Annotated in this window: 23 protein-coding genes and 1 pseudogene; 3 read left to right on the top strand and 21 right to left on the bottom strand. The window is 63.3% G+C overall.

The features are described 5' to 3' along the window. Positions 1-11 precede the first annotated feature (11 nt). The 19 genes and pseudogenes from AC1DYS_RS10930 to AC1DYS_RS11020 form a co-directional block, all read right to left on the bottom strand. On the bottom strand, positions 12-434 hold the full coding sequence (locus AC1DYS_RS10930) for a GPW/gp25 family protein (protein ID WP_477898861.1): 423 nt from the start codon (positions 432-434) through the stop codon (positions 12-14). A 5-nt stretch (positions 435-439) separates the two neighbouring features. Beyond that, on the bottom strand, positions 440-739 hold the full coding sequence (locus AC1DYS_RS10935; protein WP_477898863.1) for a PAAR domain-containing protein: 300 nt from the start codon (positions 737-739) through the stop codon (positions 440-442). 85 nt (positions 740-824) lie between these two features. Continuing rightward, positions 825-2,615, bottom strand: a complete 1,791-nt coding sequence (vgrG, locus tag AC1DYS_RS10940; RefSeq protein WP_477898865.1) for a type VI secretion system tip protein VgrG — start codon at positions 2,613-2,615, stop codon at positions 825-827. A gap of 9 nt (positions 2,616-2,624) precedes the next feature. Beyond that, positions 2,625-3,320: a CIS tube protein gene (locus AC1DYS_RS10945; RefSeq protein WP_477898867.1), complete on the bottom strand. Its 696-nt coding sequence runs from the start codon at positions 3,318-3,320 to the stop codon at positions 2,625-2,627. Between the two features lie 33 nt (positions 3,321-3,353). After that, a complete protein-coding gene (locus AC1DYS_RS10950; RefSeq protein ID WP_477898870.1) occupies positions 3,354-3,524 on the bottom strand; it encodes a DUF5908 family protein in 171 nt (56 codons plus the stop codon). Between the two features lie 3 nt (positions 3,525-3,527). Continuing rightward, entirely contained in the window at positions 3,528-4,019 is a 492-nt protein-coding gene (locus AC1DYS_RS10955) for a phage tail protein (protein ID WP_477898872.1), read from the bottom strand. Next, the gene (locus tag AC1DYS_RS10960; RefSeq protein ID WP_477898874.1) at positions 3,991-4,449 is read right to left on the bottom strand and encodes a phage tail protein; all 459 of its coding nucleotides are present in this window, start codon (positions 4,447-4,449) and stop codon (positions 3,991-3,993) included. Before AC1DYS_RS10960 ends, AC1DYS_RS10955 begins: the two co-directional genes overlap by 29 nt. A 62-nt stretch (positions 4,450-4,511) precedes the next feature. Next, positions 4,512-6,080: a phage tail sheath family protein gene (locus AC1DYS_RS10965; RefSeq protein ID WP_477898876.1), complete on the bottom strand. Its 1,569-nt coding sequence runs from the start codon at positions 6,078-6,080 to the stop codon at positions 4,512-4,514. Positions 6,081-6,102: 22 nt separating this feature from the next. Beyond that, positions 6,103-6,969 (bottom strand): hypothetical protein, encoded by an 867-nt coding sequence (locus tag AC1DYS_RS10970; RefSeq protein WP_477898878.1) that lies wholly within the window; start codon positions 6,967-6,969, stop codon positions 6,103-6,105. A 7-nt stretch (positions 6,970-6,976) separates the two neighbouring features. After that, the gene (locus AC1DYS_RS10975; protein ID WP_477898880.1) at positions 6,977-7,552 is read right to left on the bottom strand and encodes a Pvc16 family protein; all 576 of its coding nucleotides are present in this window, start codon (positions 7,550-7,552) and stop codon (positions 6,977-6,979) included. Between the two features lie 120 nt (positions 7,553-7,672). Continuing rightward, positions 7,673-8,116: a response regulator gene (locus AC1DYS_RS10980; RefSeq protein ID WP_477898882.1), complete on the bottom strand. Its 444-nt coding sequence runs from the start codon at positions 8,114-8,116 to the stop codon at positions 7,673-7,675. Between the two features lie 110 nt (positions 8,117-8,226). Continuing rightward, positions 8,227-8,958, bottom strand: coding sequence for a response regulator (locus AC1DYS_RS10985; protein ID WP_477898884.1), 732 nt, complete (start codon positions 8,956-8,958; stop codon positions 8,227-8,229). Between the two features lie 7 nt (positions 8,959-8,965). Then, positions 8,966-9,769: a sensor histidine kinase gene (locus tag AC1DYS_RS10990; RefSeq protein ID WP_477898886.1), complete on the bottom strand. Its 804-nt coding sequence runs from the start codon at positions 9,767-9,769 to the stop codon at positions 8,966-8,968. Between the two features lie 313 nt (positions 9,770-10,082). Next, positions 10,083-10,283, bottom strand: a complete 201-nt coding sequence (locus tag AC1DYS_RS10995; RefSeq protein ID WP_477898888.1) for a hypothetical protein — start codon at positions 10,281-10,283, stop codon at positions 10,083-10,085. A 38-nt stretch (positions 10,284-10,321) separates the two neighbouring features. Continuing rightward, a pseudogene (locus AC1DYS_RS11000) lies at positions 10,322-10,477 on the bottom strand (DUF6088 family protein); the annotation flags it as partial. 707 nt (positions 10,478-11,184) lie between these two features. Then, positions 11,185-12,300: a hypothetical protein gene (locus AC1DYS_RS11005; protein ID WP_477898890.1), complete on the bottom strand. Its 1,116-nt coding sequence runs from the start codon at positions 12,298-12,300 to the stop codon at positions 11,185-11,187. A 317-nt stretch (positions 12,301-12,617) separates the two neighbouring features. Then, entirely contained in the window at positions 12,618-13,769 is a 1,152-nt protein-coding gene (locus AC1DYS_RS11010; protein ID WP_477898892.1) for a prenyltransferase/squalene oxidase repeat-containing protein, read from the bottom strand. A gap of 112 nt (positions 13,770-13,881) precedes the next feature. Further along, positions 13,882-15,549, bottom strand: a complete 1,668-nt coding sequence (locus tag AC1DYS_RS11015) for a DUF8696 domain-containing protein (RefSeq protein WP_477898894.1) — start codon at positions 15,547-15,549, stop codon at positions 13,882-13,884. 868 nt (positions 15,550-16,417) lie between these two features. Continuing rightward, on the bottom strand, positions 16,418-16,777 hold the full coding sequence (locus AC1DYS_RS11020) for a hypothetical protein (protein WP_477898896.1): 360 nt from the start codon (positions 16,775-16,777) through the stop codon (positions 16,418-16,420). A gap of 474 nt (positions 16,778-17,251) precedes the next feature. On the opposite strand from AC1DYS_RS11020, the gene AC1DYS_RS11025 reads away from it, so the two are divergent. The 3 genes from AC1DYS_RS11025 to AC1DYS_RS11035 all read left to right on the top strand — a co-directional run bounded on the left by AC1DYS_RS11025 (position 17,252) and on the right by AC1DYS_RS11035 (position 20,096). Next, on the top strand, positions 17,252-17,821 hold the full coding sequence (locus AC1DYS_RS11025) for a hypothetical protein (RefSeq protein WP_477898898.1): 570 nt from the start codon (positions 17,252-17,254) through the stop codon (positions 17,819-17,821). Then, complete coding sequence (locus AC1DYS_RS11030) at positions 17,818-19,062, top strand: hypothetical protein (protein ID WP_477898900.1); 1,245 nt, start codon at positions 17,818-17,820, stop codon at positions 19,060-19,062. The genes AC1DYS_RS11025 and AC1DYS_RS11030 overlap by 4 nt, the downstream gene beginning before the upstream one ends. A gap of 272 nt (positions 19,063-19,334) precedes the next feature. Then, entirely contained in the window at positions 19,335-20,096 is a 762-nt protein-coding gene (locus AC1DYS_RS11035) for a hypothetical protein (protein WP_477898902.1), read from the top strand. A gap of 148 nt (positions 20,097-20,244) precedes the next feature. On the opposite strand, the gene AC1DYS_RS11040 is transcribed toward AC1DYS_RS11035, so the two are convergent. Together AC1DYS_RS11040 and AC1DYS_RS11045 are read right to left on the bottom strand one after the other, a co-directional pair. Then, positions 20,245-21,909: a glycoside hydrolase family 5 protein gene (locus tag AC1DYS_RS11040; protein ID WP_477898904.1), complete on the bottom strand. Its 1,665-nt coding sequence runs from the start codon at positions 21,907-21,909 to the stop codon at positions 20,245-20,247. Positions 21,910-22,132: 223 nt separating this feature from the next. Continuing rightward, positions 22,133-22,603 carry a beta-xylosidase family glycoside hydrolase gene (locus AC1DYS_RS11045; RefSeq protein ID WP_477898906.1) on the bottom strand — a complete coding sequence of 157 codons (471 nt, stop codon included), beginning with the start codon at positions 22,601-22,603 and terminating at the stop codon, positions 22,133-22,135. Between the last annotated feature and the right edge of the window lie 65 nt (positions 22,604-22,668).

The raw sequence follows: 22,668 nt of genomic DNA on the forward strand, positions 1-22,668 counted from the left end.
GAGGGCGGCGCTCATTCGGGCAGCCTCAGGTTGGTACCTTCACGCAGGTACAGCGGGTAGACCATGTTGGTTCGCGTGTTGGTGGTGCGCACCGTGTAGTCGAGCTTCAGGCGCAGCACGCCATTCAGGGCGTCGGTCCAGTCGATGTCGATCTCGTGCAGGGTGATGCGCACTTCGAAGAAGAGCACGGCCTTGGTGACGATGTCCTTGATCTCGGTGATCGTGCTGTCGTTGACGGTCTCGAACACCATGCGCTTGATGCCGCAGCCGTAGGCCGGCTGCATAACGCGCTCGCCCGGGACGGTGCCGAGCAGGATGCGCAGGCTCTGCTCGATGTCCTGCACCTGCGACACCAGCAGCGCTTCCTTGCTGCGCCAGTCGAAGCTCGGCGGGAAGGCCCAGCCGGTGCCCAGGAACTGAGTCTCGGTGGTCATGCCTGCTAGCCCCCGATCATCACCGTGGGAAAGCCCATGACGATGCTGCCGCCATGCGCCGTGGTGTCGCCCACGCGGGCTGCCGGCTTGCCGCCGATCATCACCGTGGCCGAGCCCTTGACGATGGCGTCGGGCGGGCCCACACACACCGCGTTGTCGCCCAGCACCGCAGCCGGCAGCTTGCCGATGAGCACGGTGGGCACGCCGGGGCCGATCACCGGCCCGCCCACGTGCGGGATCGGTGGCAGGCCCGGCGTGACCATCGGGCAGGCGTGCATGTCGGTGAGGCGGGCGGCGGGGGGCATGGGGTTGTCGTGACGGAAGGATTGCCAGAAGTGAAGTGCCTTCAGGAGGCCCCGGTGAACGATGAAGTTGTCTTGACCATTTGAGTCAATTGATCATCACCATGGCCCCCTTGACCACGGTCTGCCCGGCTGCCGACAACTCCGCACTCGCGTTGCCCTTGGCCGTGAACCCCACCTGCGCTTCGCTGCTGATGTTGAGACCGGCGCTCTTCACGTCGGCCTTCGACGTGATGCTGATGGCGTTGACCGCATCGAGCGTGATGCCGCCCTTGGCCGTGAGCTTGATGTCTTTGGGGCTGTCGAGCGTGATGCCGCCGGGGTTGAGTTCGATCTTGTTGTTGTTCTGGTCCTGCAGCAGGATCGACTTGCCGTCGTCGCTGATCACGATCTTGTTGGTGCCCGGTGTGGTGATGGTGATCACCTTCTTGTCTTCGTCGAACTCGATCTTCGACTTGCAGCGCGTCACGATGGCCTTGGTGTTGTTCTCGGCGGCCAGCGAATAAGGCGGTACCTGCTTGCTGCTGTAGAGGCTGCCCAGGATCACGGGGTGCGAGGGGTCGTTGTTGAAGTAGCCCAGCACGACCTCGTCGCCCACCTCGGGCAGGAAGAAGGCGCCGAAGCCGTTGGAGCCATGGAACTGCAGCAGCCGCGCCCACACGCCTTCGGTTTCGGCCTGCATGACGGGCACCGCCACCTGGATGCGCTGCTCGCTTTCGGGGTCACCATCGAGCTTCAGCACCACGCCCACTTGCAGGCCCTCGACGGCCGGCAGCAGGCCGCCGGCGCCGGGTGCCGCGACATCGGGCTGCTCGGTGAACCATTGGGGTGACAGGCCGAACTGCACTTCGGTGACCCAGTCGCCGTCGCCGATCGTGTGCGTGACGCCGCTCGCGAACACGTTGCCGCTGAAGCGCTTGCCCACGCCTTCGAGTTCGATGATGCCGCCGACCTCTGCCTTGGCACTGCCCTGAAAGCTCATGCGGCCGCGCATGCGGGCCAGACCCGATTTGAGCTGCTGCGCCTTGGCCCACTGGGTGAGCGTCTCCTTGGTGGTGGGGGCCGCGGTTTGCAGGCGGTACGACGCCAGGCCGATCACCTCGGCCAGCGTGGCCGATGTCAGGTCGCCTTGTTCGTTGAGGGTTGCGGGGCTGGCCTCGGCGCCGGTGATGGCGGCCTGGGTCTTCATGTCCCACGACACCGCCTTGGCCGAGGTGTACTGGGTGCGTGCGTCGAGTTCGGCGTGGAACTCCATCAGGTCCTTGCCATAGGTGACCTTCAGCACGGCCGCCGCGTCGGTGGCCGGTGCCTTGACAGCCACCTTGCCGTCGGTTGCGATCACCAGCAGGCCATTGGCGTCGGCGCGCGAGAGCATGAAGTCCCAGTCGCTGCAGTAGTACTGGACCAGCTCCTTGTGCTGCTCGGTGGTGGCCTCGACGTCGGCCGTGAGGCCGGCATTTCCGATGAGCGTGCCGATGACGTCGCTGTCGAGCTTGTCGACGTAGTTGGCATTCTTGCGGCCGACCGTCATCTTGACGGCCTTGTCGCGGCACTCGACCACCAGGCGGGCGTCGTTCTGGCCGGTGATCTGCACCGCGTGCTTGACGACGATGCCCTCGAAGATGGGCGCTTCGTCGTCGCCATAGCCGGCATTGATCTTGATGGCGGCGCCGGGCTTGAAGTCATTGGTGTCGCTGACCGGGAATTCCTTGTTGGGCATGTCGCCATCGACGATGACGAGCCGTGCCGTCGGCACGCGGTTGATCGCGCGCGTGACGGTGATCGACATGATCTGCACCGATTCGGGCAGCGCCGTGCCCTCGCTGAACAGGGTGACCCGGACGACGCCCTCGGCATCCAGCTCGGGAGAGTTGGCCATGGCTGTTGTCTACCCCAGCGGCGGAAAGTGCAGCTTGCCGCCGGGCTTGAGCTTGCGGAAATCGCTGAGCTGGTTGAAGCGCGCCACGTCGAGGTAGTAGCCGGGGTCGCCGTAGATGCGGTTGCACAGCAGGGGCAGGGTGTCGCCGTCGCGCACCACGACGAGGTGGGTGAGGTCGGGCGACGACAGGTTGGAGACCAGCTCGGTCTCGCGCTTGCTCATGGCGCCGATGAACGACAGATCGATCTTGGCGCGCAGCGGCGCACCGCTGGGCTTGAACAAGGTGTAGTGGGTCGACATGTTCTGCATGCGGCCGAAGAAGATCAGCGTGCCCCACAGCAGGCGCACGCGGCCTGGCTCGTGCTGGTTGCCGTCGTACTGGTAGACCACCTTGTTCAGCTTGTCCAGGTAGCCCTTCACGTCGAGCCGCGCTTCACCCGCTGGCAAGGGCACGACGCCGGTGCCGTCGAGCACCAGCGAGAAGGCGAGCGTCTCGACATCGGCGGCGCTGAACTTCGGGTCGAGGGCCGGCTGGCCCTGGGCCATCTTCTTGTCGTAGACGATGCCGCGGGTGTGCTTCACGTCGGCAGGGTTGAGCAAGACGGTGAAGGCCACCGAAGTGTCAAGTGAGGTGGTGCCGGATTCGCTCACGTTGTAGCGAACCAGGGTCATGCGCGTTTTCTCGCCGGCGGTGGAATCAGGCATGCAGTGCGCTCGCGGTCATCGTTGTCATGGTGTTCACCGTTCTCTCGCGCTCTGCAGCTGCTGCGCCAGCCAGGCCTTGCACTCGGTGAGGATCTCTTCCTTCGCCAGGGCGAGTGCCTGCTCGGCCCGTTCGGCCGGCACGGGCGCGGCGGGCGCGGTGTTCACCTGCGACTTGATCAAGAGCTGCCTCACTTCGATCGTCATGCTTCATACCTCCCGCTTGGAATACGCGTAGCTCAGCTCGATCTTTTCCACCGCGACCTCGTTCTTGGTGGCGTTGAAGGCTTCGACCTCCAGCTTGACCGGAAAGGCATTGGCGAAGGACCAGACGCGCAGCGGGCTGCCCAGCCCGTCAAGCAGGAACAGGTGGATCTGCTTGGGGAAGAGCGGGCGGTTCAGCCCACCCTCGAGCGCGGCCTGGCACCACATCAGCAGACGCGAGCTGTTGGGCGCGATACCGCGCTTGAGCACGAGCTTCGGGTTCTTCACGGCTTTGGGCAATGCCAGCACGTAGCGGTTTTCGCCGCCCTCGACCACCGACTCGGTTTCCATCTCGGGCGCGATGCCGCTCACCTCGCGAAACGAGCTGTCGGCGTCCTTCGGCTGGGTGCCGAAGGTCACGGTGAAATAGAACGCTGCGGGCGGGTCTTCGGGCCGGGTCCACAGCACATCAGGCATTGGCGATGGTGAGGCCTTCATGTGCGATCACGATGGTCTCGACCGCCACTTCATTGCCGACGGACTTGAGGTCGGTGCCGGTGATCTTGGTCGGCCAGGCATTGGCCAGCGTCCAGACCATGGTCGGTGCCCCGGCCTCGTCGAGCAGGCTGATGGTCACCGGCTTTCTCTTGACGGTGTTCATCTTGATCTCGTTGAACCAGTCCCAGAACTTGTTGTCGGACTTGAAGACGCCTTTCTTCATCGTGACGTCGCTGTACTTCTTGATGCCCGGCATCTTGATGACGGAGAACGACGGGCTGTCGCCGTGCCGGTATTCGAGGGGCTGCGATTCCACGTCGAGGCCGGAGACCTCCTGGAACGACATCACGGCTGCGTCCCACTTCACTTCGAAGCGAAACTTCGGGATGGGCCATACCGTGGTCGATTGTGCTGAGCCATCGTCTGCCATTGCTTACTCCACCTGTTGATTGAGAGGGTGCGGGCGGGGCGCGTCAGCCCCGCCGCGCGGCTTCAGGACTTCTGCATCTGCTGCTGGAAGGTGATCTCGATGAACTCGGCCGGGCGGCTGATCGCCACCAGCACGGTCACGCGCAGGATGCCTTCGAGGACGTCTTCGGGCGTCATGGTTTCGCCCAGGCCCACGTGCACGCTGAAGGCGTCGTCGGGCACCGCGCCAGCCAGGCCGCCGCGCTTCCAGATGCCGGTCAGGAAGTTCTGGATCATGCTCTTGATGGTGACCCAGGTGTTGGCCACATTGGGCTCGAAGACCATGGCCTTGGCGGCCAGGCGACATGACTCCTCGAGCATGATCATGGTGCGGCGCACGCTGATGTAACGCCAGTCGAGGCTGTTGCCGTCGAGCGTGCGCGCGCCCCACACCAGCACGCCTTCGCCGATGAAGGAACGGATGGCGTTGATCGACTTGCCCTGCGTGGTGACGTTGAGGTCTTCCTGGTCTTCGGCCGAGAGGTTGACGGCCGGCGAGATCACGCCGTTGAGGCTCACGTTGGCGGGCGCCTTCCAGACGCCACGCGAGTTGTCGACCATGGTGTAGATGCCGGCCATGGCGGGGCTGGGCGGCAGCAGGTTGAGCTTGTTCTTCAGCTCGTCCATCATGGTGTTGAACATGGGGCTGAGCGCGGCGAGGCTCTTGTTGAGCAACACCATCTGCAGGCGTGCCGTCTCGGGCTTGTCCTTGTCGGCCGACTTGGTGTCTTCGGCGATCCAGGCCTCCTTGGTCTTCGTCACGTCCTGCACCGCCTGCCATTGCGCCTTCGTCTTGGCATTGGCGTTCTCAGGGAGGGCATCGGGCAACGACAGTTCGCTCTTGAGCAGCGTTTGCAGCTGGTCGAGGTTCTTGATGTTGCGGTAGCTCAGCTCGTTGTCTTGCACTACCGAGGTGTTGAGCCAGGGGTAGTAGGCGGCGGCGTAGTCGAGGTAGTTGATGCCGAGGTCGCCGCGGAAGGCGCCGATGCACTCGACCGGGGGCTTGTAGCCTTCCCAGACGTCGAGCACCGCCACTCGGCTCTTCATCGTGCCGCAATGCGCCAGGGCGGCCTGCTGCACGCTGATGCAGGCGGGCTGCTTGAGCAGCATGCAGTCGGGGATCACCACCATCGTGGGCTCCTGCTCCTTGATGAGCGTGGCGATGCCGTCGCTCAGCTTGGTGGCGTCGATCTCGGTCGCCTCGTAGTTGCCCACCGACACCACGTAGCAGGGGCCGCCGCCGTTCTGGAAGAACTGGCGCATGCCGTAGTACAGCAGGAAGCGGCCGCCGTCCTTCGCTACCGCCTGGCTCAGCGTGTACTCCGCCGTGCCGAGCTTGAAGGCCGTGGGTTCGGTGGCGGGCGAGGCCTGCGGATTGATGTCGAAGAGCGGCGACGGACCGTAGCCGAAGTGCAGGTGGAACTGTGCCAGCGAGGTGATGCGCCAAGGCTTGTTCAGCAGGTCCTTGCCCTGGTAGTCGGCGATCTCGGTGTATCCGATGAAAGCCGGCACGGCGGTCGCGACTTCGACCACCGAATTGGGGAACGCATTCTTCTCAACGATATAGACACCCGGTGTCTTCATCTGACCCATGACGGCCTCCTGTGGTTAACGGCTAGCGGTGCACATAGATTTCCGAGACCCAGGTGGGCACGCCGCCCAGGGTTTCGCGGTGGATCAGCGACGGCGAAGCCACCGGCAAGCGCTTGACGAGCACCTTGTCGGCGCCTCCGTCGCGGCGTCGCAGCTGGAACCGCTGAGACGATCGGTCTTGCAGTGCGATGGGCGCGCGGGAACGCACCGCGAGCACGTTCTGCCCATCGGGAAGGTGCTCGCCCACAGCCGCATCGAACTCGCAAGACTCCCCGAGGTCGACCACCTGCACGTCGTCGGGGGCGACGGCGAGATCGCCGAACAAGTAGTACTTCCACACCGTGGCCCGGGCCTGCAAGCGGCAGTAGTAGCGCTTGGCTTGCTGCGCCGTTTGCGGCACGTCGGCGGGGCAGACACGGATGGAGATGACGAAATGCGGCTGCGCATGGCGCTCCCGCTGCGACATTGCCCTGGCCGCACGCGCTGAGGTCAGACGGCGCATGTCGGCAGCTCCGGCACTGGCCGCTGCATGCAGCCTCCATCGACCCGTGGCATCCAGGGCGGCTCGCCGGCTGTCGAGCAAGAGAATCGACTGCGAAGAACCGAACACGCCTTCGGTGTAGTTGGCAAACGCGGCATCGCTTGCGTGCGCGAGGAAGTGCAGGAAGAAGGGTTCGATCGAATCGCCTGCACGCTGGCGCAAGGCTTCGGTGCCGGACGCGTCGAAGAGAACCAGCACGCCTCGGTCGGTGGTGCGCAGCATGCAGCCGCTGCGATCCAGCAGCTGCGCCGACTTGGCGGAAGGCGCGATGCGCAGGCCACGGCACATGTCGTTCGGAAAGTAGGAGTGCTCTACCTCGAGGCTGAACAGCGGCAGGTACGTACCCATGGCCGGCCTATGCAGAAACGCCCGCCTGGGGCTGTGACACGTAGGGAGCCTGCCCGCTCAACTGGCCCGAGTCGATGGCGACCATGCGCATGCGATAGAGCACCGACGGCATGTACTTGCCGCCCAGGATGCCCCACAGGTTGCTCAGGTCGGAGATGCCGAGGTTTTCGATGTCGAGCATCAGCTTGTCGATGCGGGGGTCGAGTTCGGGCGTGTTCTGGTGGTCGAACACCGGTCGGCTTTGAAAGAAGCCGATGGTGTGCGAGATGAACTTGAGTGCCTCGGGATAGTTGGTGCCGCTGAAGGTGGCCGCGAACATCAGCATCAGGTTCAGGTGCACCGGTGCCTGGCTCAGGCCGGCCCGGCCCATGTTCGCGTGGCTCAGCGCCGAGGGCCGGTAGGGCAGGGTGTCCTTCTCGAGGTTGACCAGGAACAGCGCCAGCTTGTTGGAGACCTGCGAGACCAGGTTGCCATCGGGTTCGGTGAGGTTGGACACCACCACCAGGTCTTCACCGACCTTGAAGCTGCGCCGCAGCGATTGGTTGAGTTGCCCCGCAATGCCCGTGATGGCGGCAGCGATCAAGCGAGACCCCCGAGACGCGACATGCCCGCTGCGTAAACACCCATGGCCAGGAACTCCGTGCAAGCCCGGGCACCAATGCCCAGTCGAAGCCACGATAGCGGCCGAGGCGGTCGGCGTTAATCAGCAGAATGCTGAGATTCGGTTGCCTGAAGTCTGAACGCTGCGCAGTGCCGCACTGAGATACGTGCTGCCGGATGCGACGAGTTGAATGGCACACACCAGCTCGGCCAGCGGATCGTCCTTGAGCATGTAGCCGCGGCAGCGTGCCGCAGCTGCGGCATCTACCAGCGGAAGCTCGTCGTACCAGGACAGCATGAGGATGCGAAGCGTGGGCCGCAGATCGAAGAGCGCCCGCGCGACCTGAAGGCCGCTGAGGTCGCGCATGTCCATGTCGAGCAGCAGCACGTCGGGCGGGTTCTCGTCACAGGACCCGAGGGCCTCGAGCACTCCGCGGCCGCTGTCGGCTTCCATCACCACCGACAAGCCGGGCTGTCGGTCCAGCAGCACCTTGAGAGAGCTGCGAAACGCGGCATGGTCGTCGGCGAGAACGATGCGAATGGTCATGTCGCTGCGCGGCGGGCGATGGACCGCGCATCTTCACTCCATGCAGCGCGCCGCGGCCATCAGCAATTAGCTGAAAGCCGCGTAGGCAAAACCTTACTTCAGATTGGCCATCAATCCGAATGCAGTCTCGCCGTGGCTGCCTTGGCTCGCTTGGTGGATTGATCCTGCACTGGCATGTGGGCGCGGCAGGGCGCATCCAGCGAACTCAAGCCCTCGCGTATGGCGTAGCGGGTGAGTTCGGCGATGCCCTCGATGTGCAGCTTGTGGAGCACGTTCTCTCGGTGAGTCGCGATCGTCTTGGCGCTGAGGTGCAGCTGCTCGGCGATCTGGCTGGTGGAGTGTCCTTCGGAGAAGAGCTGCACGATCTCGCGCTCGCGCGCAGTCAACTGCGAAAAGGCGCTTGCCGCCGGCGCGGTGCCGCGGGTGCGATAGCCTTCCACGAAGACACCGATGAGGCTGGGGCTCAGGTAGCTCTGCCGTGCCACGACCTTGCGGATGGCCAGGGCCAGTTCCTCGAACGACGAGTCCTTGAGCACATAGCCGGCTGCGCCAGCGTCGATGCCGGCCAGCACCATGCGGTCGTCGTCGTGCACGGACAGGCACAGCACCTGCACCGAAGGTGCCTCGGCACGCACGCGGCGTATGGCCTCGAGACCGTTCATGCCGGGCATGGCGAGGTCGGTCACCAGGACATCGGGCAGCAGCTGGCAGGCCAGTTGAATCGCGCCTTGTCCATCGTGGGCTTCGCCGACGAGTTCGAAACCGGGCTCCTTGCGTAGCAGGGCGCCGAGACAGTCGCGCATGATGCGGTGGTCGTCGGCCAGGACAATGCGTATGGTCATGTGCGGCTCATTGCTGGATGGGCAATTGAAGGGAAGTGGGGCGGTATCTGCGCTCGTCGAGCTCGAGCGTCACGGTGGCCGTGGTACCGCGCCCGGGAGAGGATTCGATGGCCAGCTGCCCGCCAATGGCTTGCATCTGTGCCTCGGCGCTTACCAGGCCGAAGCCGCCTTCGCGGCTGAAGTGATGGGGCGCCTCGCGGGCATCGAAGCCCACGCCATCGTCTTTTACGCTGATGTGCAAGCCGCTGTCACCACGGCCGAGCACGATCCACAGGTTGGCGGCCTGGGCGTGCTTCTGTGCGTTCAACGCCAGCTCGCGCACCGTGCGCAGCAAGACGGAGAGCACGGCCTTCGCCAACGCCACGTCTTTCAGGTCGCAGCTGAGGTGAACCAGCATCTTTGAGCTGCGTTGCAGCCGCTGGGCGAGGCTTTGCAGGGCGGCCTCCAGTCCGAGCTGATGCAGCACAGGCGAGTGCAGCTCGAAGGTGGCGGTTCGGGTGGCTTGAGCTGCCTGGGTCAACAGCATGCGCAGGTCTTCGAGCACGGCGGCCTGGTGGGTATCGGGTGCCAGGCTTTGACCGAGTTCACCGAGTCGAAGCTGGGCCATCGCCAGCAACTGGCCGATTTCGTCATGGAGGAGGTGCGCGATGCGCTGCCGTTCGCGTGCCTCGGCAACGGTGAGTTCATAGGCAAGCGTTTGCAGCCGGCGCGTCGTGGCGCCGCTGTCGGCCTGAAGCGAGGAGGGGGATACGTTCGGCGCGAAGGTCCGCGGCTCGGCCACAAGCGGGGCGCCGCTCTTTGGTTTTCGCATGAGTCCCCTCGACCGATGTGCCCGTTATTGGGTCACCACGGTAACGTGCGGTCTGGATTTGCGTCAACCTGTAAGCCTTGACAGATGACGCAGGTCATCTTTGAAGTGGTCGAGTCAAAGGTCGCAAGGGTTGTCGGACTTGCGCCGCTTGTTGAGTACGGCGTTGTTCGTCAAGCTGATGCTTGTGTGGTGGTTGCGTTCACCTTGTCTCCGCGAGGTTCTTGCCTTCTCGAGGAGATGCAGAGGGCGCCCGGCGCGTTCTGTCGCCGTCAGCAGTGCTTCGCGCCGATCCTCACGCGAAAGCGAGTAGAAATCAGGCATGTGTCACCAGCGTGCTGACCTGCTTGGCGAGCCAGGTAGGCAGCCGAGCGCGCGGGTTGGCGACGGCCTGCAGTTCCGACGCCGGAAGCTTGCGCTTGGGCTGGCCGAGTGCCGCCTCCGGGCCCGAAGGTCCCACCCAGGCCAGAGACCGGATGACTTCGCCAGCGGCTGCCCCGGGTAGAGCAGCTGCCAAGGCGGCGCATGGCGCAGCTCGACCGTTTGCGAGCCGAACTTGAGCTTGCGGCTGCGACCCGACGTCAGGAAGACCTGGCGCACCGCAACCTGCGTGGTCAAGCCCATCGCGTTGGCAGCTGCCGCCCCGGTGCTGACGACGGTTTCGCCTTGCTGGCAGGCCCATTCCTGGACCACCTTGCCGACCTCTGGTGCCCGCTTTCCGAACTTGCCCCGGACCGGCGCGACATAGACGCCGCGTCCCGCGTGTTGTAGAGCGTTGGAGTATGTTTAGCTATCGGCATCGATGGCGGTCGACGCACCGGTCGTTGGTGAGCGGCAGGAACTGGCCGGTTGTAACTTCCCAATCGGTCGAGCGCCAGAGGCGACCTCCCTACGGCGTCGTGCACTTGGAGGACACTGCTGAGGCGGTCCCTGCTTTGCAGCGCGCAACTGTGTCGTCAACGCCTCCGCTTGCGCCCCCGGACTTGCCCGGCTTCAATGCGACGGCGCCAGATGCCGCGCGATTGAGCGGTATCGCCACCTGTGGCGTCGCAGCACTCTGTTGGCCGCCATCGGAGGGTCGTGCGTCTTGGAGGACTCTTGTCGTAGGGTTTGTGGGTGCCGTGCTATTCGCCGTGGCGGAAGCTGGCATCGGGGGTCGTGACGGTTGCTGTTGAGCTTGAGCACCCGTCCAAACCCCCAGCAAAAGAACGGAAATCCCAAAGGCATGTCGCATGCGTCACCTCCAGCTTGGCTAGGTGACATGCTCTCTCGAAATAAGAGCCGCTCCCGTAGGAGCGGCTCTTGAGTGCGTGTCGGCCACCGCCTTCATAGGCCGCTTGGGGGCTTGACGACCGCGCGTGCTCGTTGGGGCCCGCCTTGATGCAGAGATGCCTTCAACTCTCCCATCTACCTTGGCATCACCTCGTGGCCGCCGTCGCCACCCAAGGCTGAGACGGCTTGTTGCCCATCAGCAGCACTAAGCTGAAAGTGGCACGGCCCGCCGCCACAGGGTTTACCAAGAAGTCCATGGGCACAGACGCCGCTTGCATCAGGCCGCTGCCCGCTCTCGGCTGACCCTCACCATAAATGGGTTCGCCGCTGGCGACGCAGTGCAAACCGTCTTTGGCCCGATGGCCATCGATCGCCTCGACTCCTTCCACATTGATTCGAACCAGCTGGACGCCGCGTCCCGCTGCGAGCAGGGCGCGCATGGGGACGAGACTGGGGTCACTCAGCAACGCAGTCGTCGCCAACAGGCTCATCGTTCGGAACGCCTCGCGCGAATTGCAGATGCCGGCTTTGGTGACGACCGGGTGAACGTCCGAGCCACAGAACTGATTCCAGATCTTGACCTCGCTGCTCTCCCAGCCGTTGCTCTCCAAAGGAAAGCACCCAGCTTGGGCGCGCGGCCTGAGCACGTTGCGATCGAATCCACCTCCTGCCTCGTACTTGATCCATTCGACAGGGAGATTCATCATCACTTCGACCAGCGAAACCCGCCGCAGGGCCGTCTCGAATGAAGGCGTCTTCAGAAGCCAGAAGGCGTCGAACGAGCCGCCATCGGTCATCGACCGCACCCGCATGCAGTGGAGTGCTTTTGCGTAAGAGGTCGTGGAGGCCGATGCGGCGGCTCCAACTTCCGTTTTCAGCGCACGGTCAGCCAGCGTCGAGAGTTCGGCCATCGAGGCCGCGTCGCCCACGGCTGCGCGAGCAGCCATGCCGTTGAGGTTCTCCCGCTGGCTCTGCACGTTGTCTTCGATGAACTTCGCGTCGGCGGGCGACTTCGCCATAGCGCGGGCCAGCGCGTGTCCAGTGCTTTCGACATCCGTCAGGATCAAGTTCGCATCCACACCACCGCTCTTCGCCATTCGTGCGGCACGACCCATCAGTGCGACATCGGAAAGATTTGGCATGTAGGCCAGATTGAGTAATGCGTAGACGTCGGGCCGCTGACGTCGCAAAGCCGCCATCTCTGCGAATGTCATGCGTCGGCCGCGGGTGGATTGGATTTTGGCCACGTTGATCATGGACATCTGCGCCCCCTGGGCCAGGGTGTCGACATACCAGCCTTGCGGTGGGCGATCGAAGGGCTCCAGCAGCGTGGGCGCTACCAACTCCGCGACCCTGTCCGTGTCACAAGATGCCGTCAAAGGGGGCGGCGCTTGAGGCCTCGGCGGCGGCATCTGAGTAGGCGGTTTTTGTGAACCGCCAGCCAGGCCCTTGATTTTGTCGCATATGTCGCTGGTGCAGCTGGGTCCGTTTGCGCAACCGTGCAGTGCGCCCATCAGTCCAAGACAGCCAAGGAGAAATCGAATGCGCGGGGAAATGAATTGCATAAAACGGCTCCCGCTCACTTGAGGCTGAATTGCAGGCCGTATAGCAGTTCGGCTCGTGTCCAGGAATCCTTCTGCCGGTCACCGGCGATAACGCCTGGGTCGGACACAGCATGATCGATCCACCTAAGCGCCCGCGCGCGGCTGATCAACCCGCCATTCTCGTAGGCATCAACGGTTGCCGCGAGCGTCCAAGGCAGTATGACCTGCTCTGAGTTGTCGTGTATTTCGCCAAGCGGCGTTTGCGTCACCACATAGGCGTGCTCAACGGCGCTCGCCTCGGGTACAGGCGGCAGATTCTGGAGCCATTCGTCGTCGAGCGTAGCCAGGGACGTCGTGCCCAGAAGATGAAGTGCATGCAGCACCATGCCCGAGATACTGCCCGACACCGTGCTTCCGGCCAAGGCCGGATATGCACGCCAACGTGCACCCGGCTCGCGCACGCGCAGTAGCCAAGCACGGCCACGGTCAATCGCCGCGTCAATCAATGCTTGTTCTGCCGTGTCAGCGAGTTGGTGCTGCGCATGCAGGCCGATCAACGCCCACGCCGTCGTATACGTGGACGCATACTCCAACGTCTTCACGCCCTCGAACATTGGCCAGCTGCCCTGGGCGTGCTGCTGCTGAAGTAGAAATCCGATCTCTGCAGCCGACGCCTTAGTCGCTTGGCTCGCCATCGCGGCGAGCACGAAACCTGAAATGAATACGCTGGCCGGGTCGCCGGGTCGGTCGGGCAACTCTGGCCAGCATGCACACGGCTGCTTCGCTTGCGCCCGCGCGTAGCGCGCCAGGTCAAACTCCCGGGTAGGTCCGACGAAGTTCGCAAGTACCCAGACGTTCTCCGCCGCAGTCCATACCGATGGTTTTGGGTCGCGTGCATGCAGGTCCGCTGCAACGATCACGCTAAGCCGCTCGACCGTTTCGCGCTGGCGCGACATGTCATGTAGGTGCAGCCGACCCGCTGTCCCAAATTCGACCCGCGGGAGGTACATGGCCAGTTCCACCCATGGCTGGAGCATCGACCAGAACGTGATTGACGCGATGATGCCGACTGCGATTCCCACTGCGCCGAGCCGCATCCACCAAGAAGCAGCGAGAAGCCGCAACCAGAATGGATTCAGCAGTGAATCCAGCAGCTCCGTGAGCTTCTTCTTGAAATAGTCAAGCATGTCCGTCCCTCTTTCAATGCCCCGCGCTGGTGAATCGACGGCTGCCGCATGCTTCGCCGCTGCCCCAAGTCGACCCGATGCATTTGTCGAGACGCGGCAGCGGCCGTCGAGATCAGGGCGCTCGTGTGCAGCAGTCGGGAATCGTGGACGTCACACCGGCCGGCGTGATCTTGCGTATTTCGTAAGGCGACTGTTGCGACCCGTAGTTGAAGTCCATGTACAGGTTGGCATCGGCGTCCACCGCAATGCTGTTGGGCGCGTTGCCCGTCATCAAGGTCGTGACGACTCCGGCTTGCGTCACCTTGCGGACAGCGCTGTTGTTCGTGTCCCCCACCCAGAGAACGCCGTTGCCGTCCACGGCCACTGCGCCGGGGAACTTGAACTGTGCGAGGTTTCCGGTGCCGTCGAGGAAGCCGACGATCTGGCCCCCGGCCAGCGTGGTCACGACGCCGGTCGCGGTAACCTTGCGGATGGCGTGATGACCCGTGTCCGCGACGAAGACGTTGCCCGCTACGTCGACCGCCACACTCTTAGGCCCACTGAACGAAGCGGCTGCACCCGTGCCGTCGACCGGAGCGGCCGAACCTGGGCCGCCACCGGCCAGGGTGGTCACCACGCCCGCGGGCGTGATTTTGCGAATCCTGTTGTTGCTGACGTCGGCCACGTAGAGGTTGTCGGCGCCATCGATGGCGATGCCCACCGGATTCCAGAAGCTCGCCTGGGTGCCGGTGCCATCTACGTATCCTCCGGCAGTGTTGCCGCCCGCGAAGGTGGTAACCACCCCTGCCGGAGTGATCTTGCGAATGGTCGACACGGCGGAGTCCGCGACGAACACGTTGCCCTGCGAATCGACCGCCAGGCCGAAGGGGTACACAAAGCTAGCACCCGATCCGGTGCCGTTGACCAAGGCCTTGGTGTTGTTGCCGGCCAGCGTCGTGACGTTGCCACTGATGTCGACCTTCCGCATGCCGTAGAACGCTCCCGTCCTGAACGTGCTGAGGATGCCGATCGAATCGGGCACCACGCTCGCGTACAGGTTGCCGGCACTGTCCCGGGCGACGCTGGACACCAAACCGCCGATGCCCGGGTTGTAGACCGTCAGCTTGGAAGAACGACTGGTCGCGCTGCCTGCGCTGTTGGTCGCCACCACGCGAAAGAAGGTTCCGTTGTCGACCAGTGCTGTCGGAGCGCTCGTGTAGCTGGCCACCGTGGCGCCACCGATGTCGGAGAAGGTGATCCCGCCGTCCGTGCTCCGCTGCCATTGATAGTTAGGGGTAGGCGCGCCCGTCGCGTGCGCCGAGAACACAGCCGGCTCGGGTGCCAGGACGCTGAGGTCCGCCACATCCTGGTTGAACGCCGGCGCCACCGCGGTGGAGGCCACCGTCAGCAATGCACTTCCGCTGAGCACGCTGCCAGAGGCGTTGCTCACAAGGACCTTGAACGACTTGCCGTTGTCACTCGCCGTCGTCGCCGGCGTCGTGAAACTCGCGCCGGTGGCGCCTGCGATGTTGCTGTACACGCCGCCCGCTGCGCTCTGCTGCCATTGGTACGTCGGTGCAGGCGTGCCCGTCGCTACTACGGTGAAGGTGGCGGTCTGCGGCACAACGACGCTGGCTGACGCTGGTTGCGACGTGATGGCGGGGACGACGCCCGTCGTCGACCCACCGCCCCCGGTTGCGTCGTCGCCGCCACCGCCGCAAGCCGTGATTGCAACGATGGCTATGAAGAACGAGGCCGCGACTGCGAGGCGCTGGCGGGCGAGATTCAGACCGGATTTCATAGGGGTTCCCAAGGAAGCCGTTGTGCGGCTCCTCGGGGATTGTGGGCGCCGGGCCCCGCGGTGGCATCGTTAGAAAGGAGGAGGGCGTACGGGGATCGCGTTCCGGCGACTGCCGCAACTCGGCCAGGCGCAGCCTCGGCCGTATTGCTGCGCTCCAGGTGTCCTGCAGCTTGCTTCCGAGCTTCAGCCTCCAAAGTTCAGCGGACATAGCCAACCCATTGCGGGCCTCAGCCGCGCGAGCGACGGCCGCCAATCAGCGACACCCGAATCCCCGAATCGGTCGTCGATGAGTTCTGCGGAGGTTCCTTAGCTAGCGGACCCGGATCGTGATGGTCCCCAACTGCGTGAGCTGCCCGCCGAAGTTGAGGCCGCTGATTTCGACCTGCTGCGAGAGGTCGATCCTGTCGTTCTTCCCAATCTGAACGTTGTGCGATGTACGCCGAATATTGCAGGCCGCATCACCAATGCGACCGCCATCCGGGCTGCTGGCCGAGGGCACGTTAGATCGTACCGGTGCTGAACACGACCTGGAGTCCCCATCGATCTCGCATCTCCGTTCAGAGGCCCAGATCTGCACATCCTTGACGCCTTGGCCGTCCTGGACGCTGGCTACGATGCATCACGATGCCGCTGCGAGTCGCTGCGACTGACTGTGTGCCGCCCGGCGAGTGCGAGAGACTGTCTTGCCGTCAGGCATCACGAAATCCACAGACACCGACGGCGGACTGCTGTCCGATGCCGCGATCACGACCTTCTCTCCGCCGAGGCCGCAGCTTGAGGGCGTTGCGCATCCTACCAGGAGGACCGCCAACGCCATGCATCCGCCCGTCGCCAACAAATTCGCCATGGCTTTCTCCTTCCTCATTTTTCATGTGTCGCATTCACACGCATTCACCCGCATTCCGCGACGAATCCCGCGCCGGGTCACCGCCGACCGATCGGCGTAGGCGAGTCGGGTCACCCGAGTCCTCGAACTCTCCTTCTCGAGCACGCCGCTCTTCGTCAGGGTCGAGAGTTGCCTAGAGAAGGTCGGCTCCCGGCTTTTCAGTGCATCCGCCATCATCGAAGCCTCGCTGGCGACGAGTATCCAAGCGCAGGTGCTGCCTGGCACGGCATCAGCATGCGCCGCCAGAATCGTTCGCGAGGTCGGGATCACTTCTGAGGAAGAGATGTAGAGGGAAGCAACTTCATCCATGAGCTCTTGCAGCCTCTCGAAACGATTCGGCATGTCGCCCACATTCGGGATGCTTCCGTCCACACGGATGCAGTGTCACGCCATGGCCTGACCGCCACATCGGCTGTTTTGATGAAGCGTCCGCACACGACTAACGTCTATTCGTTTCGCCTGAGATGCTTTCAACGCTCCTCTTTCCAACGTCTGCGTGCCGATAGGCCGATGCTTGCTGCAATCGAAGCGCCGATGGCAGTTGCTGTCCCGCGGTTTGACATCCCCGAAGGTTCGCCAATTTGCTTGCCGCAAAGTTGACGTCCCCGAGCGACAGGAACTGGTCGGGACGTTGAGCCCACTTCCATGCGGGGAAGCTGCCGGGCCTCTTCCATCGCGGCGTCGCTCAACGCGGTCACATCGTCTCAAGCATCCCCTTGGCGTCGCCCCGTCGCGTACGGCCGAATGGGCCATAAACGTTGCTTGCTAGGGACCGTCTCGCGCAGCAGAATCGAAGCAACGGGCAAGGAGGGCGACGTGGGAAGCGCAGACGAGAATGCATGGCTGAAGTCGCCGCTGAAGCGTCTGTTCCCGAAGCGATGGCGACGAATCTACGTGATTCTTGGCATCATCGGGGGGGCCGCCGTGGCGGCGTCCAAGTTGCCCGAACTCTTGTCAAAAGGGCGTGGTGCACTTACTCCCGACGTCGAGTTCGTGACGGTAATGCCTTCGCCCGAAGCGGTGGGAATCTACGAGATCGCCGTACGCAATCGGACAGAGCTTCCGGTTGTCATCACGGGCATAGGCGTGGAGGTCCTTGCCGTTCGACCGTCTGACGCGAAGTCATCTGGCAATGCGACACTGCCCGTTCAAGACAACTTCGATGTCGGACTGCCGACCAAACCCGGCGAACGCGTCGTCATCGATCGCGTGCCGACGTCACTCCCTGCTAAGGACGTTGAGCGTATCCGAGTTCGCTTCTCTGCGGTGGCGATTGGCAAGGAGGCATGGACGGATTTCGACGTGCGCCTGACGCTTCGAAACGGTGAGCAAGTCGTTGCAGATAGCAAACCGCTCTCGGTCAGAGTCTTTCCGAGGGTTCGTTGAAAGTTCATGCCGCGATCGCGATTTCATTTCTCGCTCTGATAGCCGGGTCGGGCGGCAGCTCGCTCTCGAACGCGCCAGGCTCCTTCTTGTCGGACTTCAATCCTACTTTTGCCCGCTTGGAGGAAGTACAGCGAGCGGCAAACCAGTGTTCGAGCGGGGAGGGATGGAAAGATGGAATCCGTATCTGGTGGGAGACTTGGAGTCTTGACCAATCTTGCGGAGCACAGCCCGACGACTGGCGTTGCTTGCGAACTCGACCTGCTTTCGAGAACGCACTGCGCAGTGTTCCCAAGACGCGTTGCGAGTCCCGTCTGAATCATCTTTCGAGTGAGCTTTTCGAGCGAGATCTCGAAGCGCTCTATCGCGAAGAGTTGCCGGAGAAAATTTGGCCAGTGGTCGGCAGCCTGAGAACGGGTCAAGCGAATCTTGTGGCCGTGCAGTTCGATATGCCGGCAGGTCGATTGATTTTGGTCGATCCAAATCTACGTGTATTTCATAGAGAGATTGTTCGGCTGGTTCTCGACCTGATTGCCATGAACGCTGGCAGCGATGGCGTCGAGCTCAAGCTCGACCCGCTGCGTCTCGTCGACCAGCTTTCGGCGCACCCCGAGAGACTTGAGTACTTCAAATGGCTCATATCAAGCGCTGCCACAGGCAAACCTCTACCGCAGGGGCCAGGCACAGCGACTTTGCCGAAACGATCTGACGACGACGCCGAGAGGACGGCCATCCATGCGGAGTTGGTGGACATGCTTTCCGACGAGGGAATCAATTTCCTGATAGCGCACGAGTACGCGCATTCGTTCTTGGGCCACCAGGTGCTCGATCTCGCCGAGTTCTTGCGCGCTCCAACCAGTCGTCAGAACGTCGAGCAGTTCTCGAACCAGTTTCGCAACGAGCTATTTGCCGATGACGTCGGCTTCAAGATGTGGATCCGGGTGCTTTCGAAGCACCGCTATCGCTCCGGCACCGCGGCGATAGTGTCAGTCGCCCCAGAGATCATGATGGTGTCGCTACGCCTCATTGAGCTGGAGCGCGCTCGGCTCGGGGTCGTCGGAACAGGAAGTCATCCACCGGTTCAAGTACGCCGTTGGAGACTGCGTGAGCGCATGAAGATCCTTGGTCTTCCGGATGGCACGGAGTTTTATAGCGTGTCTTTCCTGGTCGCCGCAATCACGATGTGGACCAAGGTAAATGGATTGTCGATGGAAGACATGGAGCGCATCGTCAAGGAGAGCTGAAAATCGTCCGTGCGCAATTGCGAAGGCGAACAGACTCCCGACCTTCAATTCACCAGATGGCCTAGAGGTCTTGGTGACCTCATTGAATGCGACCGGGTCGTGTGCGTTAGGGTCGAGCGCGTTGCGCCCGATCCACCGACGATGATCCTGCCTTCGCGTCGACCTGGACGCTCTGCTGGCAAGCTGCTGTCGGGCGCGACTTCCTCGTCGATCCCTCGCTGCACTGGCGGATCCGGCAGCGCCTGATCAGTGCGCATGAACGTGTGGGACGCGTGCTGATCGACTACCTGGTGCTGCCGGGAGAGATCCACACCGTGACGCAGGTTCCTGCAGGCGACTCGGTCGGAAACGTGGCGCGTGCCTTCGGCAACGTGCTGTCTCGATGGGTCCGCGAAATGCAGCCTGTGCGCAGCCCTGTGCTGGCCGGCCCGTACCGGGCGCAGCCGCTGTCCTCGGTCGACGGCCTGCGCGAGGAAGCGCGCATGCTGGGCTGGCGGCCGGTGTACCTTGGCCTGTGCTCGACGCCGACGCCGTGCGCAACGCGCCGTGTGGGCAATGCGATGCGCCGCCGACCCAGCGACGAAGAATGGCGGGCGTGGGAGTTGGCGCGCGGGCTGCAGATGGCGACGGGCAGCGTGGGGCCGCGGCCAACCATGGCCAGAGCGGTGCACGGCCCGGCTGCGGCACTGGTAGCTGCGGGCAGGACGTATGACGTGGATGGCGCGTTGGCCCTGCTCGCGGGCTGGGTGGCGGCCAGAATCAAGACCTCGGACGTGCTGGACCTGCACGGGGGATCGAGCGCCATGGACGCGCGTGGTCGGGCGCTGGTTGCTTGCCTGGCCGTGGACCATCGCCTGTGCTCGGCGTCGTCCGTTGCGAGGTACTTCCGCAAGGCGAAGGCGACGCTCAGCGAACAGATGGCGGCTTGTCGAGCGCGAGCGGCTGACCGACGCATCCTGGAGACGCCGGTGCGGAGGATCCTGGAGGAGGCGGCAGCGCTCCGTGCCGTGGGAAAGTCAAAGCCGGATCCCTAGGCACGACGTCAGCCACATGCTCCTGTCCCAACGCGCGCACGTCAGCGTCGGCTGCCGCGGCAACGTGCCCGCGCGAGTCCGGAATCGGCCAAGGAATTCAAACGGAAGGCCCGCCATGCGGCGGACCTTCGGACACCCTCACAGGGAATTACAGACCCGAAATCGGACCGATCTCGGAAGTGCCAAGCATGGCGCCCAGCATGTTCCAGTCCAGGACCTCACCGGTCGTCTCGTGGAAGAGGTCGTGTTGGATTACCCAGCCGGTGCCACTGAACCCAAGGCTGGCGATCTTGTTCTGCACGTACTTGTTCCAGTGCGTGCTTGACCGGTAGTTCTGGTCCTTGTATGAGCCGGTCAGGCCGAGGCTCGCCGGCTTTACCCCCGCGCGATATTCGCCGATCAGCACGGGGATGCCCCGGTCCGTGAAATACTTCATCTTGGCGAGCTGAATATCAATGAGGCTTTCGTCGCTCCCCGCCTTGACATTGCGATTCGTGAACTGGTTGCTCACCTTATAGTTGTATCCCCAGAAGGCGCTCCAAGTCCCCCACGATTCATCTTTTTCCATCAAGGTGAAATCAAAGGGGTCATAGAGGTGCACTTCGACCATCCGCTTGTTCGCCGGGTCCGAAGGTAGATTCTTTCCCCAGTTGATCGTGTTATCGATATTGGTGTTCGGCCCTTGGACGATCAGCCAGCGAACGGCGTTGCCGCCGCCGTTGGCGCGCATCGCGTTGACCCAGTTCTGCTGGTATTGGTAGAGCACATCGGTCTTCGCCTGGGTTGGCGCGTCAGGTTCGTTGGCGACAGCGAAGGCCAATTTGTCGCTGTCGTACCATTTGAAGGTGTTCGCAACCTGAGTCCACATGTTGATCAACTTGGCGTTGATCGCAGGGTCGTAGGAGTTGAAGCCGTTGCGTTCGAACCAGCCAAGGTCATAGTGGTCGTTGATGACGACGTACAGGCCATCGGCGAGGGCCCAGTCGACCGTCTGCTTGACCTGGGCCATGAACGCGGGATTGATCGTTCCGTTGGTGGAATTGAAATCCCACGCAACCGGAATGCGCAGGGTCTTGAACCCCCTATCCCTTATGGAGTCGATCAGCGCCTTGGTCGGCGGCGTATACCCCCAGAAGGAATCAAAGGTGTTTCCCAGGTTGATGCCGGGATTCGGCATCACTTGGGTCTGCGCGCTGGGCACGGTGATCACGAACTCCTGGGTGGTCTTGGCGCCGCAGGTGTTGGTGTAGGTGGCGGTGGTCGTGCAGCTGGCAGCGGGCGTGATGGTCTGCTGGCGTGCCGAGCCTGATGTGCTGCAGCCGCTCCAGGCCCACGAGCCGCCGGTCAYGGGCTGCGGGCCGAGGATGGCCGAGTTGCCAGCAGTGACGGTGGCAGATGAAGTCTGAATCCAGGAGCCGTTGGCGCTGATGTAGGGCGTGATGGCCGTCGGCGTGCAGGCCGTGCCGCGCGTGGCGCTGGCCGAGCCGGAGTTGTAGCTGCCCGCGTTGGTCGTGAACTTGACCCAGTACCAGTACGGCGTGCCGGTGTTGGCCGAGCCGTCGGCGTAGCTCCGGGCGCTGCTGCCCGGCACGGCGACGCGGGTCCGGCCCGCAGGGTTGGCGTCGATGTCGCGGTAGACCTCCAGTGACGTGACGGTGCCGCTGACGGTCCAACTGAGCTGGTTGTTGTTGGCCGTGCTGCTGGCTGTGAGGCAGACGGTGGCGCCGCCGCCGCTGCCGCAGCTTTGCGCCTGCGCGAGGCTGCCTGCGCTTGCTCCGAAGGCAAGCAGCAGTGCTGGTATCAAGGTTCTCATGTTCTACCTTTCAAGGTTGAAAGCGCTCGGCCGGTTGTCTCCTCCGGACTCGAGCGTTATGGAAGGACGCAGCTCAGTACATGGGCTTACATCCCGACAACTCCGATGGATTGGAGTGGCAACTCCAGCACCAAGCCTTGCGGGCCGGGCTTTGCGGAGAACGGTGCCGGCACGACGGCCTGCGGCTGCTGGAATGTGTTGTGGGTGAGGCGCACGGCGAAGGTCAGCGCGAACCACCGCCCGGCTCGATCCGGTAGTAGTCAAAGTCCACCCGGCCGCCGGCGGTCTTCGTCGAATAGAAGAAGAGGCCGAAGCGATAACCCATGAAATGCTTTGGGTAGGAATAGGTTAGGCGCGAGGGACGTCCGATGGGAGTCCAGGACTTGCCGTCGAGGCTGTAGAAGAAGCGGGCGACCTCAGGCGCGGGCTCAAATTCGCTTTCGACCTTGAGGTGAACGGTTTTGCCAGCGAGGGGAATGGAGGTGATCTCCTCGGGCTTGTCGGAATCGGCGCTCACCATGACGAGAGATCTGACGCCGTCGACCATCTTGACGCCGACAAAACCGTACTGTTTCTGGAAGACCGTGAGGCCGGCCACATCGCTGTCTTTCATGCCGCTCACATCGATGCTTGTCGTGGCGGTCGTTGAGGGCTTGACGTGGCGATGCTCATCACGGCGCAGGCAATGGCTCAAGCCCCAGCGGCGAGGGAGAGAAATTTGGACATGGTGGTTATCGCAGCTGATGTTGCGCTAAATCA

The organism is Rhizobacter sp. P2_G4, from assembly GCF_056403575.1.